Genomic DNA, 18,229 nt, shown 5'->3' on the forward strand with positions numbered 1-18,229 from the left:
AGCGGGGTTCTGTACATATTCCCCGCATCTCGGCCGGTCAGCTGTCGCCGCCCCCGAGAGAGCGCGCATAATACTGACACCCCCGGAGGGAGTCAACGCCGCTAAGCTATTCTTTTTGAAGTAATTTACCCGACCAGCATAGACAGTGACCGGGTGCGGAAATTATTCCCCGGCTGTGCGAAAATAGCCCGCTTCACAATTCCGGCCGGGCGGTCGACAACCGCGCCCCAGGGCGCCCACCGATCCGGCCCTTCAGTCTACGACTTTCTATTTGTTTGAGATAGCACCTATGTCTGCACTGGTTCTGGACGGCAAAGCCCTGGCAAAGAAAACGGAAGAGGAACTCTCAACCCGCGTGGCGGCGCTGAAGGAAAAGAGTGGCGGCCAGACGCCGATTCTCGCCACCATCCTGGTGGGCGACGATCCGGCCTCCGCCACCTATGTCAGGATGAAAGGCAACGCCTGCCGCCGCGTCGGCATGGATTCCATGCAGGTGGAACTGCCCTCCTCCATCACCACGGAGGAACTCCTGGCCAAGATCGAGGAGCTGAACGCCAATCCGAATGTACACGGCATACTGCTGCAGCACCCGGTACCGGAACAGGTCGACGAGCGCGCCTGCTTCGACGCCATCGAGCTTGACAAAGACGTGGACGGCGTCACCTGTCTCGGTTTCGGTCGCATGGCCATGGGCGAAGAAGCCTACGGCTGCGCCACACCGAAAGGCATCATGCGCCTGCTGGAAGCCTACGAAATCGATATTGCCGGCAAGCACGCCGTGGTGGTCGGCCGCAGCCCCATCCTCGGCAAACCCATGGCTGCCATGCTGCTGAACGCCAACGCCACAGTGACCATCTGCCACTCCCGCACCCGGGACCTGGCGGAACATATCGGCCGCGCCGATATCGTCATCGGCGCCGTGGGCCGCCCGGAATTTATCAAGGCCGAATGGATCCGCGACGATGCGGTAGTCGTCGATGCCGGCTACCACCCCGGCGGCATTGGCGATATCGAGCTGGAACCGCTCAAGGATCGCGTGGCCGCCTATACGCCAGTGCCGGGCGGTGTGGGGCCGATGACCATCAATACGCTGATCTATCAGTCTGTGGATTCTGGCGAGCGCAAGATCGGGGGCTAGGTCGGCCCTCTCCCCCGGCCCCACTGACGTGCGCCTTCCCTGGCGCACGGCCTTCGGCCAGCTAAAGCTGTCCAAATCGGCAGTCCTGCCGATTTGTCCCGGAGGGAGAGGGGAGCTCAGTCGAAAACATTGGGGTAAATCAATCCGCCGAATTTTATCAAGCCCCATACAAGTCCCCTCTCCCCCCGGGAGAGGGTTAGGGAGAGGGCTGCCTATCGAAGCCCCCACTCACCATCGGAAACACCCATGCGCCTAGACAAAGCCGTAAGCCAGGTCACCGACCTATCCCGCTCCGACGTCAAGAAGGCAGCCAAAGCCGAGCGGATTACCGTCAACGATAAGATAACCACCAATCCCGCGGCCAAGATCAGCGATGCCGATGCCATCTGCCTGGACGGCGAACCGCTGGCGGAGCCGGGCCCGCGCTACATCATGCTGCACAAGCCCCTGGGCCATGTCAGCGCCAGCAGGGACAGCGAACACCCCACGGTACTGGACCTGATCGACGAGCCGAACAAGCATAAACTCCATGTCGCGGGGCGCCTCGATATTGATACCACCGGCCTGGTGCTGCTCACCGACGACGGCCAGTGGTCCCACCGGATCACCTCCCCGCGCCACCATTGCGATAAAACCTATTACGCCCACTTGGCAGAACGAATCAGTGATAACGCAGTGGAAAAATTCGCCAAAGGTATCTGGCTCGACAACGAGAAAAAGAGAACCAGGCCGGCCAGGCTGGAGATCCTCTACGCCAACGAGGTGCGCGTCACCATCAATGAAGGCCGCTATCACCAGGTCAAGCGGATGTTTGCCGCGCTGGGAAACCGGGTACTGGAACTGCACCGCGAGCGTATCGGCGATATCGAACTCGACGAAGAACTGGAACCGGGCGACTACCGCTTCCTGACCGAAGAGGAAATCGCCTCCGTTCAATAACACGGCAAACCACGGATATGACCGCCCTACTCCAACAGCTACTCGAAGAAGATCCCGGCAACACCCTGTGGATCGCCGATGAAAACAGCAAAGCCCTGCTGGTCCCGGGCTTCGCGTTTGCCGGCGACCTGCTGACAAACCGCTGGGATATGGCGCAGCTGGCCCGTGACAAGGTCGCCCATACCCATTTCGGCGATTTCGATTTCAGCGAACTGGGGAAACGTTACCGGCGCATCGTCTTTCCCGTGTCCAAGGAAAAGGCCGTGGTTCACCACGCCATCAACCGCGCGCCGGAGATCCTCGAAGAGAACGGCGAACTGATCCTCTGCGGACCAAAAAACAGCGGCATCAAGACCTACGCCGGCAAGACGGCTGAATATTTCGACTGCGCAAAAACACTGCGAAAATCCGGGCAGGACTACCTGAGTATCAACCCCTTACCGGCGACAGGCGCCCGGGGCCCTTCCCTGGATGACAGCGATTATGAAGAGTTGCGCCCCCTGGATGCGCTGGGCGGCCTCTACAGCAAGCCCGGCCTGTTCGGCTGGAACAAGATCGACACCGGCAGCGAACTGCTCGCGCGCCAGTTCCGGGACCACCTGCCGGAAAGCGGCGCCCGGGTGGTCGATCTGGGCTGCGGCTACGGCTATCTCGGCAGCCAACTGGCAGCGCTCGGGAACTACCGCCTTATCGCCACCGACAACAACGCCGCCGCGCTCGCCGCCTGTGCCAGGAACTTTGCCGAACTGGAAATCCCGGGAGAGGTCACGCCCTCCGACGCGGGCGACAGGCTGGAGAGCGACAGCGCCGAGCGGGTAATCTGCAACCCGCCGTTTCACCAGGGATTCCAGGTCGAGGGCGACCTGACCGACCGCTTTCTGAATAACGCCGCGAAAATCCTGAAACCCGGCGGCCGGGCGCTGTTTGTGGTCAATGAATTTATTCCGCTGGCGCGCAAGGCGCAGGCGTATTTTTCGGAAGTGGAACCGATCGCCGGGGACAAAGGTTTCCGCGTTTACTGTCTCGGCGGCCCGCTGTAGAGGAGCGAATGGCGGTGGCTTCGGGGAAACTCATGCCCGAGCAGCCATCCCTGGAGCAGCCGCCGGCCCGGCCATCCATGGCCGGTCGCAAAATTGCGCAACGAGTATACTCGTTATACGCGCAATTTTGCCCTGCAAGCATGCTCATACGGCAATGCGGTGACCGTGTTTTGTAGGATGGGCAAAGGAGCGCAGCGACGTGCCCATCAATGACTGCTGATGGGCACGCTTCGCTTTGCCCATCCTACGGCGGTGTTCCTACACCTCTCTCAGTAATCCCGCAGGTTGAACAGATTCATCGTCAGGGTGTGCTCTTCCAGCTCCTCCAGGTCCCGCAACCGCTCGAATGCATCCCGCGCCGACGGTGTCTCGGCGCCCTGGGCCAGGTCGCGGTACTGGTCGGCGAGGTACATTTCGATATCCATCGCCAGGCGGGAAATGGCGTCCAGGTCGCCGATATCGATCCTGCTCAACCTTTGCAGAAACTCCTTCTCGCGCCCCTCCGGGGCGAACTGGACCCAGGTGTGCAGGGCCCCCGGCGTCAGGTCGTCGTGGAAGTTTTCCAACGAGTGAGCCATCGAGTCTTCCCGCCGCTTGAGCTGGTCCAGCAACAGTTCTATGCGTTTGTCACTGGCCAACTGCTCGTACTCGCTATACTTTTCACCCAGCTGGACGTGAAATACCCTTCCCTCCTCGATGACATCCTCGACGGTCTTGTAGCGCATCGATCGATCCCGAAAAAACTGCCCTCTTTTCCAGTATAGGCACGCAGTGTCAAACGACGCCAACTTCGTCTCGGGAGACAGCCGTCAGTCCAGGCGCCGCAGGCGGCAGTCCAGGCGCCGGGCGGGGTTGTTCGGGTTGATGGCCGCGGGGGTCCCGGCGACCAGTTGCCTGCGGAAAAGCGGCTGCCGGCTGGTGGCCAGCACGCAATTCTCATAGGTGGGCAGATCGGCGGTCCAGCTGCGCGGGAAATCCGCCCGTATCGCCGGGCGGCGCCAGCCACTGGCCAGCAGTTCGCGGCGGCTGCCGAAATTGCTGACCAGCAGTCCGCGATCGCGAAGCAACCGGGAGAGGGAGCGGGCCCATTCCGGATCGGCGGCAACTGCGCGCTCCGCCTCGCCGTCTGTATGGCCGAAAAGATCATCGATAACCAGGTCGAAGGAACCCGGTTTCTTTCCGGAGAGTTCGGCCGCGACATAATCCCGCGCATCGGCGCAGACCAGCTCCGCATCCCGCACGCCGAAAAAGCGGCGGGCGACATCCAGGTGCACCGGATCCAGGTCCACTCCCACTATCCGCTGCGGCGAAACATACCGCTGCAACAACCGGATCAGGGCGCCGCCGCCGACACCCAGCAGCAGCACCGAGCGGATCTGTCCAGGGGGCAGGAAGAAGGCGGGTAACAGCAACAGCTCCCAGAGAGAACCTTTCAGCGGGTCGCGTGGATTCCACTGCGAGTGGAAAACACCGTTGCTGAAGAGGCGCACACTGGCACCGTGGCTGCGCACCTGGTAGCGGTTGTCGCCGACCCGCTTCTGCCAGATCAGCGCCATTGGACGTCGGGCGCGTCCGAATGCTCCAGCAACACCTCTGCAAACGCCTGCAGGCCAGCCAGGTCTTCGGCGGTAAAGCGGGCCACGGTGGGGCTATCGACATCCAGCACACCGAGACAGCGCTCGCCGCGGTAGAGCGGAATCACCACTTCCGACGCGGACACTGCATCGCAGGCGATGTGGCCGGGAAATTCGTGCACGTCTTCCACCAGTTGCGCTTCGCCGGTCGACACCGCAGTGCCGCAGACGCCCTCCCCCACCGGGATGCGGGTACAGGCCGCCTTGCCCTGAAAGGGCCCCAGGCGCAGCTCGTCGCCGTACAGGAAATAGAAACCGGCCCAGTTGGTATCCGCCAGCTCCATAAACAGCAGCGCACTGGCATTGGCCGTGTTGGCCAGCCAGTCGCGCTCGCCGGAGAGCAGGCCGGCCAGTTGTTCGCTCAGGGAGTCGTAAAAATTACCGCTCGACATGAATCTCTCACTGCGTATTCGTAGTGCTCAAAATGGCGGGCAGACCCTGGGCGCCGCACTCACCGACTCGGAGGGCACCCGCATGGGCCCCACCGGTGCGCACGGCGCACCCTACGCGGCATCTGCCGATCACTGATAGGGATCCACCACCAGCTCGTCTCTCTCATCGCCGGGCGGCTCCGCCCGGTACTGTTCGGCATCCACCGTGGGCCTGTTCCATTCAGCTTCCGATTCCTCATCCGCGCGACTGCGAATCGCCGGCGACGAGCTGGTGACATCGGAGGCCATTATCTCCCGCCCGGGATTGCGGCGCTGCCCATTCGACGCATCGCCCCGGTCGGTTCGACGATCGCGGCGCACGCGATTGGCAATGGTTCTCAGGTTGGGACGGCGGCGCTCCGCCAGCTTTACCGCTTCCAACTCCCCGTTGAGGCGCTTGACCTCCGCCTGCAGGTCCCCCACCTGAGCCTGCAGTTCGGTAATCTGGGTCAGGACTCCCTTGACCTTGCGGCTCTCCTTTTCATACAGCACCGCCGCGCCGCCAAAAGCCAAAACAAAGATAACCAGGATGGAAAACTGGCGCATAGCACTCTCCGCTAAATTCCCTTTTCAACAATAACTTCCAATTATTCAAGAATCAGCGGCCATCTTCTGCGAACCGGTGCATAAATCGCAAGCACTAATCGTGACCGCAAAGACAGACAGCATCACTCGGGCCCGGAACTACAAACGCCGTTGGGCTACCAGCTCCTGCAGTTCCGATGGCGCGACCGCTTCCTGGTCCACGCTGCGGCGGAGACTCCGCAAGGCCGGGAGCAGGACCCTGTCGGCATAGTCGCAGTCGGTGCTGTCGATAACCCGCTGGCCGGCTTTCCCGGCCTGCCGCGGCCGGTGGCCCCGCTCCGAGTTCAGTCGCTCCAGCAACAATTCATACCCCGGTTGCCAGCAGTCCAGGCCGGCGAAGCTGCGCTTCAGGGCCGCGGCAATCTGCATGCCCTCGTAGTCGAGATCGCCCCAGAAATGGACCGGCAGGTTTTCCTCGCCCTGCTCCTGCCACCACTGCAGGAAATCCCGCCGCAGCGGCAGCGACGCCTGGTTTAGGGTGCTGAAACGGGCCACACCGGGTGCCCTCACCCGCGCGGCGCCGCCGCGGTAGCCCTCGATATAGACCAGCGCCGTGTTTTCGGGCCGGCAGTCCGCCAGCGCCAGGAAGGAATCCTGGTTTTCCACCAGCAGCACCCCCGCCAGTTCCTCCGGCAGGTACAGGTGCATCAGCAGCGGTCGCTCGCGAATGCGGTTGCACAGGCCCGGAAACAGCATGCGTACCAGCGCCTGGCGGGCTTCGGCGTCCAGGTACTTCGAATCGCCGAGGAAACACCGTGCCGACAGCTGGCGCCAGGACAGGGCCTCCCCGCGGCCGAGCTCCCCGCCCACGGAAGCCCAGCAGCCGAGCAGCTGTTCAAAACTCTCGAACCCCGGATCCAGCTCCAGCCCTCCGGGCGGGAAGGCATCGGGGTTCTCGAACTGCGCCGCGAAGCCGGTCAGTGCCGCCTGCCAGGCGGGATCCACCCGCGCCGGGCGCGGGCGGTCCAGCCACTCGCGAACCAGCTGTTCGCGCCGGTCGTTGAAATACAGCCGCGCCCCCTCCCAGGGCGCGGCGCCGGCACCGGAGCGCCTGGGCGGCTTGATGGAGAAGCAGCGGTAATCGTTGGCCAGCCACTGGAGCTCGTCCCAGAGTTCGCTGTCGTCGTAGAGGGGGTCGGTAAATGGCGCCAGTGCCGCGCGCAGGTCGCGGGGCGCATTCTTCGGGTCGAGGGTCAGGGCAATGGGTTTGTCCTCGCCGGTGAGGAGCTGGCGATCGCGCCGGTCGAGCACATACTCCAGCAGCCCCATGATCACCGGATTGGCCGCGGCCAGTTCGGGGATTTGTATTGCCATTCTTTCCTCCCTGCTCCCTTCCGGTTTCCGTAGAGGCGAACCTTGCGTTCCCCTCGGCGGATAAAAACTCCACAGTCGATGCGAAGGGCCTGCTGCCGGTAGCTGTTTGCGGGAGTGTCTGCGAGAGGGACCTCGCAGACAAGCCTACAGGGATGTATTCACGGCGTCTCCCGCAAACAGCTACCGGCAGCAGGCCCGCCCAAAGCTCTCTAATGGGCACCACCTTGGGGAGCCCCGAAAAAAACCGACCATTGTGAAGCTACTCCACCATATCCATAAACTCCAGCGATGCCTGCTGGCGGATGGTGCGACGGTGATTGGCCCAGAGTTCGGCAATTTTGTCGCGATTGCAGACCTTGCGGTCCACGTAGACGCGGGTGTTCAGCTCGCCGATGGGCGTCGCACTCGGGCACTTGCTGAATACGAACTGGTTGGAGATCAGGTCCATAAAGGGCCCGGACTTGCTCGACGGCATGATGAATAATAGCTGCAGGCCAAGGGTTTCGGTCAGGTAGCGGATCACTTCCCGCGAGCGGGATTCGTCCATCTTCGAGAAGGCCTCGTCCACCAGCACCATCTGCAGGTGGGTGCTGCCCTCGTTGAAGCGGAAGGCCGAGGTCACCGCCGCCGAGCGGATGATATAGGCCGGCGTTTCCAGCTGGCCGCCGGAGCCGGTGCCGTACTGGCTGAGCGCGATCGGCTCCTTGCCCTCGGGCTCCTTGTAGATCTCGTAGTTGCGGTAATTGCGGTAGTCGCTGATGCGATCCAGCTCGCGCCGCGCCAGTTGTTCGTCGTCGGACAGCAACATATTCAGCAGCCTGTCGCGCACCTTCGCCTGCTCACCACTGAGCTGCGCGTCGAACAGGCTCTCTTCCTCGCCCAGGTTGGGCAGTTCGATCACCGCCTTGAAGAAATTCCAGTACTCGCGGAATTCCGGCACCCACTTGTAATCGAAGCGGAAGCGCTCGCGGTCGGCGCCGAAGCGGTGGTGCTCCAGCTCCCGGTTCAGGTCGTCCAGCACCCGCTTGCCGTCGTTGATCGACTGGTAGATCGCGTGACACAGGTGGGTGACGAAGGTGGTGTTGAAGGACTTTTTCAGGCCGGTGAGCTGTTCGTGGCGGTCCACCAACAGGTTGTTCTTCAGCCGGTTGCGCAGCGCCGACACCTGTTCCACCAGCTGGCACACCAGCTTGAACTGGCCCTCGTTGTGGCCGGCGGAAAAATCCGGATCAAACGCCAGGGTGTCGCCGGTGCTACAGTTGCTGTTGTAATCCCGCACGCCGTTCAGTAACTGGTTCTGGTATTTCTGCAGCAGCCCCTGCCACTCCTCGATATCCTCCGAGAAATCGAAACCGCGGCCCGCCTGCGCCGCCTGGTTATCCGCATTCTGCAGCGTGGTCTCCGCATCGAAACCCGGGTTGATCGAAACGATGCGCTGCACCGCCGCCTCGCAATCGGCCAGTGTTTCCTCGAGCGTATCCAGCTGCGTCGACAAACCTCTGAGCTGTTTCTCGATGTTTTCCAGGTCCCGCTCCAACTTGCCCACCTGCTTCTGCAGGCCGGCCTGGGATTCCCGCTCGGCTTCCAGTTTGTCGTGCAACTCCGACGCCTGCCGCTCCAGCTCGATACCGTCGTCCAGGTCCAGGTTGGCCAGCGCCTGCTCGGCGCCGCGCAGTTCCCGCTGGGCGGACAGCGCCGCGTCGACGGATTCCAGTAACTTCAGCGGTGCCAGCGCGCGCACGGCGTCACCGACGCGGCGCAACTGTCGCTGGTGATCGTTGACCTGGGAGGCCTCCAGCAGCAGCTGCTCCAGCGCCTGTTGCTGCGCCACCAGCGCGCGGGCGCGAGCGCCCTGACCGAACACCAGGTCTCCCTCGTCGATATCGCAGCGCCACATACTGTAGTTGCCGCTGGCGAGGCCCTCGGCGGTCAGGCCGCGGCGGGTGCCGCGCAGCTCCTCCGCGTCGCGCACCTGCAGCACGGTGCCATAGGAGGCGCGCAGGTAGTACTCGGCGGTCTTGTGGGAGAAGGACATCAATTCCACGATCGACTTCGCTGGCGGCTCCATGCGCTCCGCATCGCGCCGCGCCTTGTCTCCCTGGATCACCCGGGCGCGATTGTTGCGGCCGGACATGCTGCGCACGATGCGGATCGCCTCGGCCTCGAACGCCGGCTCGACAATGATCGAAAAGCGCGCGCCGCCCAGGTAGCCCTCCACGGCCATCTGCCAGCGCTCGTCCAGCACCTCGACAAAGTCGCACAGCACCTGCGGCTCCGCCTGCGGGCACTGCTCGCGGATCGCCGCCAGCGCCTGCTCCACCGAATGCGGGTAGCGCACGCGGTTGGATTGCAGGTGGTGGATGCGGCTCTCCTGCTGGTGCAACTGCTTCTGCAATTGCTGCACCCGCAACTCACCGCGGGATACCAGCTCGGTGACCTGTTCGCGCAGGGAGCCATCGCCGGAAGCGGGTCCGCCCAGCTGTTCTACCAGCCGGTTTTGCAGGGACTCCGCCGCGGCCACCTGCTCGCGCAGGGATTCCTGCGCGGACAGGTCGATCCAGTCGTGGCCCAGCAGGTTCTGGAGATCCGGCAGGTCCTCCGCGCGGGCCGCGGACTTGACTGCCTTGAGCAGGCCCTTGTCGGCAAAGGCCGGAATTTCCGCGCCCACCGAGGTCGTGTTGATCAGCTCGAGCAGGTCTGCCGCCGCCGTGCGGTTGGCGGCAAAGGTCTTCTGCTGTGTCGACAGCGGGTTGGCCAGCGCCGCCAGGGCGCGGTTGGCGTCGGCGATATTGCGGTCCAGCTCGTCCTTGGTGCGCAGCGCGGGGATACCCTTGCGCTGGGCTTCCACGGACACCAGTTGCTCGCTCAGTTCGCGGCTGCGCTGTTCCGCCAGCCGGATTTCGCGGCTGCTGTGCTCCAGCTCCGCGCGCGATTCCTTCTGCCGGTTCTTGCCTTCCAGGTAGGTTTTCTGCACCTGAAGCTGCTGGTGTTTGGCCTGCAGGTACTCCTGCACCCGCAACTGTTTCCACTGTTCGGTGTAGAGATCGGCGGATTCGGCGATGCGTTGCAGGGAATCGACGCGCTCGACGATTTCCCGCGCCTCCTGCTCCATGCCGTGAATGGTTTTCATCAGCTCCGACACGGAGCGGATGGCGTCGCCCAGGTCGCGCTTCTCCAGCACTTCCTGGGCCACGAAATCGTTGATGCTCTTGACCGGCTTGTAGGCCATGAAGTTGGAAAAGGTGCGCGCCGCGTGCATGGCCTCGCGGTCCGGCACCGCGTCGCGGCGCCCGCGCAGTGCGCCGTAGAGGCGGCGCAGGTAGGCCTTTTTCTTGTCGTACTGCTCGACCTTCTCGAACTGCTTGCCGGCCACGCTGTAGAACTTGTCCAGCGGCAGCAGGTGTTTGCCATCCCGGTATTCCTTGATGAAATCCTTCATCGCCAACTGTTCGCCAGGGATCACGAAGAATTTCAGCGCATCCTGGCGCGCCTGGGCCGGCTTGCTGCCGCTGTCCAGGTGGGCGCGGATGCCCATCACCGCGGTAAACGGCTCGCCGTCCTCGCCCTCGGTGGGAAAGAACACGCCCACGATATAGCAGTCGGTGGGTTGCAGGCGCGCATAGCTGCCGTCGTCGCAGCCGAGCACATAGGAAGCCAGGGTACGCACCTGCTTGCCGCCGCGGCCGCGCTGGGTGGTTTCGTCCTGCCCCGGGTTGAAGGTAAACAGGTTGTCGTGAGCGGCGGTCATCAGCGTCTGGATGGCATCCGCCGCCGTGGTCTTGCCGGAGCCGTTGCCGCCGGAAAACAGGTTGATGGGGCCGAAGTCGTATTCCAGTTGTGGAATATTGCCCCAGTTGATCAGGATCAGTTTTTTTAGAAACATATTCTTATCTGGCGCCAGTCGACTCGTCATGCCGGCGAAGGCCGGCATCCAGTTCAGTGCCCCCTGGATTCCGGCATGCGCCGGAATGACGAAATCCTATACATCAAGATACGTTTGAGTGATTAATCGTATCGATTATCCGGTTTCGGTTTCAGCGAAGAGGCTGTGGTCCTCGCTGTCCGGCGTTATTCGTTCCTGCTCTTCGTTTTCCTCTTCTGCGCGCTCGCCCAGCTCCCGATTTAGCAGCTGCTGCAGTGTGGCCTCGGTGACAAACCGGGCAATGGTCGGGCGCACCCGCAGCAGCGTCTCCGCCGCGGCCTCGCTGTCTTCACCGGCGAACTGGATCAGGCGCAGCTGGCGCAGTTTTTTCAGCAGCTGTTTGCGCTCCGCCAGCTTTTCCGGCAGCGACATTTTCAGCAGGTTGCGCAGGCCCAGCTCCAGTGCTTCAAGCGACAGCGCCACACAGCCCTGCTCGTCCACCTGCCCCTCGCGCAGGCATTTGTCGTATTCCACCCGCAGCACCAGGATGGCGGCCACTTCCTGCTGCGACAGGCGCGCGCGGAAACCGCCGTGGTGCGGGTCCTCCTGGTCCGGCATGCCCGGCACTTCCGAACCCGGCGGGTAAACGCGGATAAAACGAAAGCGCGAATCGTGCTGCAGCCGCACGCCCAGCGGTTGCAGCCACTCCCGCAGCAGCTGCTCGCAGCGCTGGAAGCGGTCGTAGAGCAGGGTTTCCACATTGCTCTCGTCGCGGCAGATTACGCCGTAGTCCAGCAGTCGCACCAGCAGTTCGGAGAACTCACTGCGTGTTGTACGGCACTGTGCCAGCGCCTCTTCCAATGCCTGTTCAATCACTATTCTGTTTCTCTAACCACAAAGCAGAACTACCCCTTTCGGTCGGTGCGTACGGCGCACCCTACGAATCGCCTTCGTTCAGCTCGAGGTAGTACTCGTCAAATTTGTCGAAGTAGTCATTTTCCTTTTCAACCACCTCGCCGGTAAACGCCACGCGCAATGCCGGCGCCTCGCCACTCTGGTTGACCGCGGCCGCTTCCAGAGCGTGGCTCATGGCCAGCAGGTCGCGGGCGTCGTCCAGCGGCAGGTCGCGGCTGCTGACACGCTGGCCGCGGCCGAGGGCCTTCTGCAGGTAGTCGCGCAGGTCGCTGCCGTTGAAGTTGAAGGCCTGGTCGAGCAGCTGTTGCAGCAGGATGGCGCGGCGGTTTTCCGCCTCCAGCGGCGCGCTCTCTTCCACCCGGGTATTGACCGGCTGGCGCCGGCTGCGCTGCCACAGTTGCACCTGCCTGGGGTCGAACAGGCGCAACTGGAAAGTGGACATTTCCCGGCCCAGTTTTTCCAGCAGCTCGCGCCGGTCGTCGGCGCTGCCGAGTTCCTGGCACCATTCGGAAAAGGTGCCCTCGCTGCTGCTCTGTAGATAGCTGAGCTGGCGGATGATGATCTCGGCGCGTTTGGTAAAGCCGTGCAGCGCCTGGCGCAGGGCCGGCAGTTTGACTTCACAGGCACGGCGCATGCGGTCCTCGATGGTATCGAGCATCATCCACAGGATCGATTGCCCCTCCACCGCCAGCTCCGGCAGCAGCTGGCGCAGGCGGCGCTCCCAGTCCGCCTTCTGGGTATTCTTCTTGCGCCGGATCTGCGCGATCACCCGGTCGATGGCGTCGCGGTGTTTTTCCACGCTGTCGGCGGACAGGCGGATGGCGAGGTCCGGCTGGAAGCGGCTCTCCATAAAGGTGAAGAACTCGTCGGTGGCCTGCTGCACCAGGATCTGCGCCTCCACTTCCCGCACCAGTTCGCGCTTGCGCTCTTCCAGCTCGGCGATCATATCGGTGAAGTCGGCGACGATGCGCTCAGAGTATTCCCAGGCGTCGATCAGGTCGTAGACTTCACCGCGGCCGCCGAAGGCCTCCAGCGCATTGAGGGTATTGCGAGTGTTGCGGTGGCGGGTGCGCACGCGAGTGCTGTTCAATTCCACCAGCGGCTGGGTTAACAGGCGGCCGCGGCGGCTGAAGGGATAGGACACCGACAGGGTGGCGGTGTCGACCAGCTTTTCCAGCCAGCCGTATTCCACCAGGCTATTGAGCACCCAGACCGCCTGCTCGCGCAGATTGCGGAAACGCCCCTCTTTCTGCTCGACCTCGCCATCCTCGCTTTCCAGCTGCGGCGCGCGGGTCAGGGCCTCGCCGAAAATCTCCAGTATCTGCTCCCGCGCCAGCGACTCGCCATAGTCCGCCTTGGCGGTATAGAGGCGCTCGTAGAGCAGGCGCAGGCATTCCACCACCTGCTCCCGGTACTTGCCGGTGAGGGGGCGGAAGAAGTGCTGGTAGCGGTCATCGAAAAACAACGGGATAAAATCCGCTTATTGTTTTTCTTCGGGCTTCTGGTTCAGCACGCAGTACTTGGTGTAGTCGCCGGCATCGCTCATGGTCCAGTCGCCTTTCGGGGTCTCGTCCATTTTCTTGCACCAGGCCTCGGAGCCGCGCTCGGGTTCGCAAGCGGTGAGGGTTGTCAGGGCGAGGATGGCGACGGTGAGGGTGAAGAGTTTTTTCATGGTGTATCGGATTCTTGTTGGTTGACGGTCAGTTCCCTCTCCCACCGGGAGAGGGTTAGGGAGAGGGGGGCTTCGGCGGCCGCCCCTCTCCCCGGCCCTCTCCCGGAGGGAGAGGGGGAATTGTGCCTGTAGGAGCCGTATTTACTCCCGGCGCCACTTGGTGCCTTCGCGGCTATCTTCCAGCACTACACCCTTTTCTTTCAGTTCCTCGCGGATGGCGTCGGCGCGGACGAAGTTCTTGTCTTTTTTGCTCTGGGCGCGCTCGGCGATCAGTTGCTCGATTTCATCCGCGCTGATCGCTTCGTCCGCGTCGCCGCCGCGAGCCCGCTGGAACCAGGCTTCCGGATCCTGTTGCAGTATACCCAGCATTTCGCCGGCGGCGAGCAGTGTGGCCTTGAGCTGCGGCCTGTCGCCGGCATCGGCCTTGTTCAGGTCCCTGGCGATCTGGTGCAGTTCACTGATGGCGATGGGCGTGTTCAGGTCGTCTTCCAGCGCGGCGATAAACGCGGAGCCGCCCAGGTCGGCCTCCGCGGCGGCGACGGATTCCGTCTCCCGCAGGGCGCCGTAGAGGGTGTCCAGGGTGCGCTGGGACTGGTCCAGCAGGTCGGCACTGAAGTTCAGTTCCGAGCGGTAGTGGGCGGACAGCAGCGCGAAGCGCAGCACCTCGCCCGGGTACTGCCCCAGCAGGTCGTTGACCATGCGGAAGTTGCCCAGGGACTTGGACATCTTCTCGCCATCGATGTTCACGTAACCATTGTGCATCCAGTAGCGCACGAAGTCGGTACCGTTGGCACAGCAGCTCTGGGCGCGCTCGTTTTCGTGATGCGGGAAGGTCAGGTCGCGGCCGCCGCCGTGAATATCGATGGTCTCACCCAGATGCTTCTGGATCATGGCCGAGCACTCCAGATGCCAGCCGGGGCGGCCGCGCCCCCAGGGGCTGTCCCAGCCGGGCTCTTCGTCGCTGGACGGTTTCCAGAGCACGAAATCGCCGGCGTATTTTTTGTAGGGGGCAACTTCGACCCGCGCGCCGGCGAGCATGTCGTCCAGGGAGCGCCCGGAGAGTTCGCCGTACCCTTTCATGGATTCCACCGCGAAGAGCACATGGCCCTCGGCCGCGTAGGCGTGGCCCTTTTCGATCAGCCGCTCGATCAGGGCGATCATTTCCGGCAGGTGCTGGGTGGCGTAGGGGATGATATCCGGCTCCAGGTTGTGGAGCGCGGCCATATCCTCGAAGTAGGCCTGCGAGAAACGCGCGGAAAGCGCGCCGATTTCCTCGCCCTGATCCCGCGCCGCTTTCATGATCTTGTCGTCGATATCGGTGATATTGCGCGCGTAGATCACATCGCTGTAGTTGCGCTTCAGCAGGCGGTAGAGGGTATCGAATACCACCGCCGGGCGCGCGTTGCCGATATGCACGCGGTTGTAGACGGTGGGGCCGCAGACGTACATGCGCACGCGGTCTTCCACCAGGGGCTTAAACGGTTCTTTCTTTCCGGAGAGTGTGTTGTAGAGCTGTAGAGCCATTTCTTCCCACAATTTTTTGGTGCGCACGGCGCACCCTACGTCGAATTTCAATACTGCCAGCCAGGGTGCGCCGCGCGCACCGCATGGTTCGGCTACTTGTTCTGTTCCTTGGCCCAACTATCCCGCAGGCCAATCGTGCGGTTGAACACCGGCTTGTCCGCGCTGCCGTAGTGGCTGTCGCGGCAGAAGTAGCCCTGGCGCTCGAACTGGTAGCCCTTTTCCGGCTCCGCCTTGGCGAGGCCGATTTCCGCCTTGCAGCCGCTCAGCACCTGCAGGTTGTCCGGGTTGACGTGCTCGAGGAAGTTCTTGCCACCGGCATCCGGCGCCGGGTCGTCGAACAGGCGGTCGTAGAGACGCACTTCGCAGTCGAGGTTTTCGTCGGCACTCACCCAATGGATCACACCCTTGGGCTTGACGCCGTCCGCCGGGTTCTCGCCTAGGGTATCCAGGTCCACGGAGCAGATCACTTCTACTATCTCGCCGGCATCGTTCTTGACCACATCCTCCGCCTGGATCACATAGGCGTTGCGCAGGCGCACCTTTTTGCCCAGCACCAGGCGCTTGTATTTCTTGTTGGCTTCCTCGCGGAAATCCGCTTTTTCGATATACACGGTACCGGTAAACGGCAGTTCGCGGGCCGGCAGGTCGTCGCGCACTGGGTGGCCGGGTGCACTCAGGACTTCCCGCTTGCCTTCCGGGTAATTCTTCAGGGTGACCTTGAGCGGTTCCAGCACGCACATGGCCCGCGGCGCATTCTTGTCCAGGTCGTCGCGGATGCTGTAGTCGAGCATGCCTACGTCTACCACCGAGTCGGAGCGGGTCACGCCGATCATTTCACAGAAATTGCGGATCGCCGCCGGCGTCACGCCGCGGCGACGCTGGCCGGACAGGGTGGGCATGCGCGGATCGTCCCAGCCGTCCACGAGGCCCTCGTCCACCAGTTGCTTGAGCTTGCGCTTGGAAACCACGGTGTAGTTCAGGTTCAGGCGCGCGAACTCGTACTGGCGCGGCTGCGCCGGCACCGGCAGGTTTTCGATAAACCAGTCGTACAGGGGCCTGTGATCCTCGAACTCCAGGGTGCAGATGGAGTGGCTGATGCCCTCGATCGCGTCCGATTGGCCGTGGGCGAAATCGTAGCTGGGGTAGATGCACCACTTGCCGCCGGTCTGGTGATGGGCCATCTTCTTGATGCGATAGATCACCGGGTCGCGCAGGTTGATATTGGGCGCGGCCATATCGATTTTAGCGCGCAGACTGCACTGGCCCTCTTCGAACTCGCCGTTCTTCATCTTTTCGAACAGCTCGAGGTTCTCGTCGACACTGCGGTCCCGGTAGGGGCTGTTTTTACCCGGCTCTTTCAGGGTGCCGCGGTAGTGGCGCGCATCTTCCGGCGACAGGTCGCAGACGTAGGCCTTGCCCTCCCGGATCAGGTGCAGGGCCCAGTCGTGAAGCTGGTCGAAGTAATCCGAGGTGTACTTGATGTCGCCGGCCCACCGGAATCCCAGCCAGGTCACATCGCGCTTGATGGAGTCGACATACTCCTCCTCTTCCTTGGCCGGGTTGGTGTCGTCGAAGCGCAGGTTGCAGACACCGCCGAACTCCTCGGCCAGGCCGAAGTTCAGGCAGATGGACTTGGCGTGGCCGATATGCAGGTAGCCGTTGGGCTCCGGCGGGAAACGGGTGGCCAGCCGGGAGACCCGGCCCTCGGCCAGGTCTTCGCGGATGATGTTCTGCAGGAAGTGAGCGGGCTTGCTCTCGGATGTCATAGGATTCTCTATATCTGTGTACAGCTCGGCAAAGCGGCGGATTATAGCTTAGCAGCGGGTCCAATTTGCACTACTGCGGCCAGAGAGTATCATCCGCGTCCATAACTACCCCGAATAGGATGTTTTATGATCAGCCTGCATACCACTCACGGCGATATCGCCATCGAACTGGACTTTGACAAGGCCCCAAGACCGCGGCCAACTTCCTGCAGTACTGCCGCGACGGTTTCTACACCGGCACCATCTTTCACCGGGTGATCGACAATTTCATGGTCCAGGGCGGCGGCATGACGCCGGAGATGGAGCAGAAGCCCACCCGCGACCCGATCGAGAACGAAGCCGACAACGGCCTCAAGAACGACACCGGCACCCTGGCCATGGCCCGCACCATGGACCCGCACTCCGCCAGCTCCCAGTTCTTCATCAACGTCAAGGACAACGATTTCCTCAACTTCCGAGCCAAGGACCCGCAGGGCTGGGGCTACTGTGTGTTCGGCAAGGTGGTCGACGGCATGGACGTCGTCAACAAGATCAAGAACGTAAAGACCGGCAGCAAGGGCTTCCACCAGGACGTGCCGCTGGAGACCATCGAGATTACCGGCGTCACCATCGAGGAGTGAGCCGGGCCCTGGAGGCTCCAGCTCCGCGTACCCAGACGGCCAGGATAAGAGTACCGTGACCAGCTACCTGATCTCCGACCTGCACCTGGACGAGAACCGCCCCGAGATCACCCGGGCGTTTTTCGATTTCCTGCGCGGCCCGGCCGCCGGCGCCGGGGCGCTGTACATCCTGGGCGACTTCTTCGAGGTCTGGATTGGCGACGATGACGACGCGCCGCTGGCGCGGGAAGTCGCCGACGAACTGCGCCGCTACAGCGGCAGCGGCGTGGAGCTCTACCTGATGCACGGCAACCGGGATTTCCTGCTGGGCCGGGACTTTGCCCACCGGGCCGGCGCCACACTGCTGCCGGACCCGAGCCTGGTGACGCTCGCCGGGCAGAGGGTACTGCTGATGCACGGCGACAGCCTCTGCACCCGCGACGAGGAATATATGGCCTTCCGCGAACAGGCCCGGGACCCGAACTGGCAGGAGGCATTGCTGGCCAAGCCGCTCGACGAGCGCCGCCAGATCGCCGCCCAGATCCGCGCCGCGTCCAAGTCCATGAACAGCCGCAAGGCCGAGGACATCATGGATGTGACACCGGAAGAAGTGGAAAAGGCCATGCGCCAACACGGCGTCCACACCCTGATCCACGGCCACACCCACAGGCCGGATCGCCACACCTTCACCCTCGACGGCGAACCGGCGGAGCGCATCGTGCTCGGCGACTGGGGCGAATCCGGCTGGTGTATCGAGGCCGACAAGGATTCCCTTGAATTGCGACACTGGCCTATAGCATGATTCCGTCG

The 18,229-nt window shown here is 62.9% G+C and carries 15 protein-coding genes and 1 pseudogene; 5 read left to right on the top strand and 11 right to left on the bottom strand.

The window, feature by feature from the left end:
- Window positions 1–289: 289 nt before the first annotated feature.
- The 3 genes from folD to OQE62_RS15435 all read left to right on the top strand — a co-directional run bounded on the left by folD (window position 290) and on the right by OQE62_RS15435 (window position 3,117).
- Window positions 290–1,138, top strand: coding sequence for a bifunctional methylenetetrahydrofolate dehydrogenase/methenyltetrahydrofolate cyclohydrolase FolD (gene folD / locus OQE62_RS15425; protein WP_265722934.1), 849 nt, complete (start codon window positions 290–292; stop codon window positions 1,136–1,138).
- Window positions 1,139–1,384: 246 nt separating this feature from the next.
- Entirely contained in the window at window positions 1,385–2,077 is a 693-nt protein-coding gene (gene rsuA / locus OQE62_RS15430) for a 16S rRNA pseudouridine(516) synthase RsuA (RefSeq protein ID WP_265722935.1), read from the top strand.
- Window positions 2,078–2,094: 17 nt separating this feature from the next.
- Window positions 2,095–3,117, top strand: a complete 1,023-nt coding sequence (locus OQE62_RS15435) for a class I SAM-dependent methyltransferase (RefSeq protein WP_265722936.1) — start codon at window positions 2,095–2,097, stop codon at window positions 3,115–3,117.
- A gap of 269 nt (window positions 3,118–3,386) precedes the next feature.
- Here the strand turns inward: OQE62_RS15435 and OQE62_RS15440 are convergent, their stop codons facing one another.
- The 11 genes from OQE62_RS15440 to OQE62_RS15490 form a co-directional block, all read right to left on the bottom strand.
- Complete coding sequence (locus OQE62_RS15440; protein WP_265722937.1) at window positions 3,387–3,842, bottom strand: hypothetical protein; 456 nt, start codon at window positions 3,840–3,842, stop codon at window positions 3,387–3,389.
- 84 nt (window positions 3,843–3,926) lie between these two features.
- The gene (locus tag OQE62_RS15445; protein WP_265722938.1) at window positions 3,927–4,673 is read right to left on the bottom strand and encodes a methyltransferase domain-containing protein; all 747 of its coding nucleotides are present in this window, start codon (window positions 4,671–4,673) and stop codon (window positions 3,927–3,929) included.
- Complete coding sequence (locus tag OQE62_RS15450; RefSeq protein ID WP_265722939.1) at window positions 4,664–5,143, bottom strand: GAF domain-containing protein; 480 nt, start codon at window positions 5,141–5,143, stop codon at window positions 4,664–4,666. Before OQE62_RS15450 ends, OQE62_RS15445 begins: the two co-directional genes overlap by 10 nt.
- 129 nt (window positions 5,144–5,272) lie before the next feature.
- On the bottom strand, window positions 5,273–5,728 hold the full coding sequence (locus OQE62_RS15455; protein ID WP_265722940.1) for a hypothetical protein: 456 nt from the start codon (window positions 5,726–5,728) through the stop codon (window positions 5,273–5,275).
- Between the two features lie 138 nt (window positions 5,729–5,866).
- Window positions 5,867–7,081 carry a Wadjet anti-phage system protein JetD domain-containing protein gene (locus OQE62_RS15460; RefSeq protein WP_265722941.1) on the bottom strand — a complete coding sequence of 405 codons (1,215 nt, stop codon included), beginning with the start codon at window positions 7,079–7,081 and terminating at the stop codon, window positions 5,867–5,869.
- 259 nt (window positions 7,082–7,340) lie between these two features.
- Entirely contained in the window at window positions 7,341–10,964 is a 3,624-nt protein-coding gene (locus OQE62_RS15465) for an ATP-binding protein (protein ID WP_265722942.1), read from the bottom strand.
- A gap of 135 nt (window positions 10,965–11,099) precedes the next feature.
- Entirely contained in the window at window positions 11,100–11,819 is a 720-nt protein-coding gene (locus tag OQE62_RS15470; RefSeq protein WP_265722943.1) for a DUF4194 domain-containing protein, read from the bottom strand.
- Window positions 11,820–11,880: 61 nt separating this feature from the next.
- Window positions 11,881–13,323 carry a Wadjet anti-phage system protein JetA family protein gene (locus OQE62_RS15475; RefSeq protein WP_265722944.1) on the bottom strand — a complete coding sequence of 481 codons (1,443 nt, stop codon included), beginning with the start codon at window positions 13,321–13,323 and terminating at the stop codon, window positions 11,881–11,883.
- Between the two features lie 15 nt (window positions 13,324–13,338).
- Complete coding sequence (locus tag OQE62_RS15480; protein ID WP_265722945.1) at window positions 13,339–13,530, bottom strand: DUF3012 domain-containing protein; 192 nt, start codon at window positions 13,528–13,530, stop codon at window positions 13,339–13,341.
- Window positions 13,531–13,671: 141 nt separating this feature from the next.
- Window positions 13,672–15,054, bottom strand: a complete 1,383-nt coding sequence (gene cysS, locus OQE62_RS15485) for a cysteine--tRNA ligase (RefSeq protein WP_265722961.1) — start codon at window positions 15,052–15,054, stop codon at window positions 13,672–13,674.
- Between the two features lie 92 nt (window positions 15,055–15,146).
- A complete protein-coding gene (locus OQE62_RS15490; protein WP_265722946.1) occupies window positions 15,147–16,820 on the bottom strand; it encodes a glutamine--tRNA ligase/YqeY domain fusion protein in 1,674 nt (557 codons plus the stop codon).
- A 126-nt stretch (window positions 16,821–16,946) separates the two neighbouring features.
- On the opposite strand from OQE62_RS15490, the pseudogene OQE62_RS15495 reads away from it, so the two are divergent.
- Together OQE62_RS15495 and OQE62_RS15500 are read left to right on the top strand one after the other, a co-directional pair.
- Window positions 16,947–17,440, top strand: a pseudogene (locus tag OQE62_RS15495) (peptidylprolyl isomerase).
- A gap of 55 nt (window positions 17,441–17,495) precedes the next feature.
- A complete protein-coding gene (locus tag OQE62_RS15500; protein WP_265722947.1) occupies window positions 17,496–18,221 on the top strand; it encodes a UDP-2,3-diacylglucosamine diphosphatase in 726 nt (241 codons plus the stop codon).
- Window positions 18,222–18,229 lie beyond the last annotated feature (8 nt).

The sequence above is a fragment of the Microbulbifer halophilus genome (assembly GCF_026183675.1).
Taxonomy (GTDB): Bacteria; Pseudomonadota; Gammaproteobacteria; order Pseudomonadales; family Cellvibrionaceae; genus Microbulbifer; species Microbulbifer halophilus.

What these genes read in the sequence shown, in the direction of transcription:
- folD (WP_265722934.1), top strand. Translation starts at nt 290, where the DNA reads ATGTCTGCACTGGTTCTGGACGGCAAAGCCCTGGCAAAGAAAACGGAA.
- rsuA (WP_265722935.1), top strand. Translation starts at nt 1,385, where the DNA reads ATGCGCCTAGACAAAGCCGTAAGCCAGGTCACCGACCTATCCCGCTCC.
- OQE62_RS15435 (WP_265722936.1), top strand. Translation starts at nt 2,095, where the DNA reads ATGACCGCCCTACTCCAACAGCTACTCGAAGAAGATCCCGGCAACACC.
- OQE62_RS15440 (WP_265722937.1), bottom strand. Translation starts at nt 3,842, where the DNA reads ATGCGCTACAAGACCGTCGAGGATGTCATCGAGGAGGGAAGGGTATTT.
- OQE62_RS15445 (WP_265722938.1), bottom strand. Translation starts at nt 4,673, where the DNA reads ATGGCGCTGATCTGGCAGAAGCGGGTCGGCGACAACCGCTACCAGGTG.
- OQE62_RS15450 (WP_265722939.1), bottom strand. Translation starts at nt 5,143, where the DNA reads ATGTCGAGCGGTAATTTTTACGACTCCCTGAGCGAACAACTGGCCGGC.
- OQE62_RS15455 (WP_265722940.1), bottom strand. Translation starts at nt 5,728, where the DNA reads ATGCGCCAGTTTTCCATCCTGGTTATCTTTGTTTTGGCTTTTGGCGGC.
- OQE62_RS15460 (WP_265722941.1), bottom strand. Translation starts at nt 7,081, where the DNA reads ATGGCAATACAAATCCCCGAACTGGCCGCGGCCAATCCGGTGATCATG.
- OQE62_RS15465 (WP_265722942.1), bottom strand. Translation starts at nt 10,964, where the DNA reads ATGTTTCTAAAAAAACTGATCCTGATCAACTGGGGCAATATTCCACAA.
- OQE62_RS15480 (WP_265722945.1), bottom strand. Translation starts at nt 13,530, where the DNA reads ATGAAAAAACTCTTCACCCTCACCGTCGCCATCCTCGCCCTGACAACC.
- cysS (WP_265722961.1), bottom strand. Translation starts at nt 15,054, where the DNA reads ATGGCTCTACAGCTCTACAACACACTCTCCGGAAAGAAAGAACCGTTT.
- OQE62_RS15490 (WP_265722946.1), bottom strand. Translation starts at nt 16,820, where the DNA reads ATGACATCCGAGAGCAAGCCCGCTCACTTCCTGCAGAACATCATCCGC.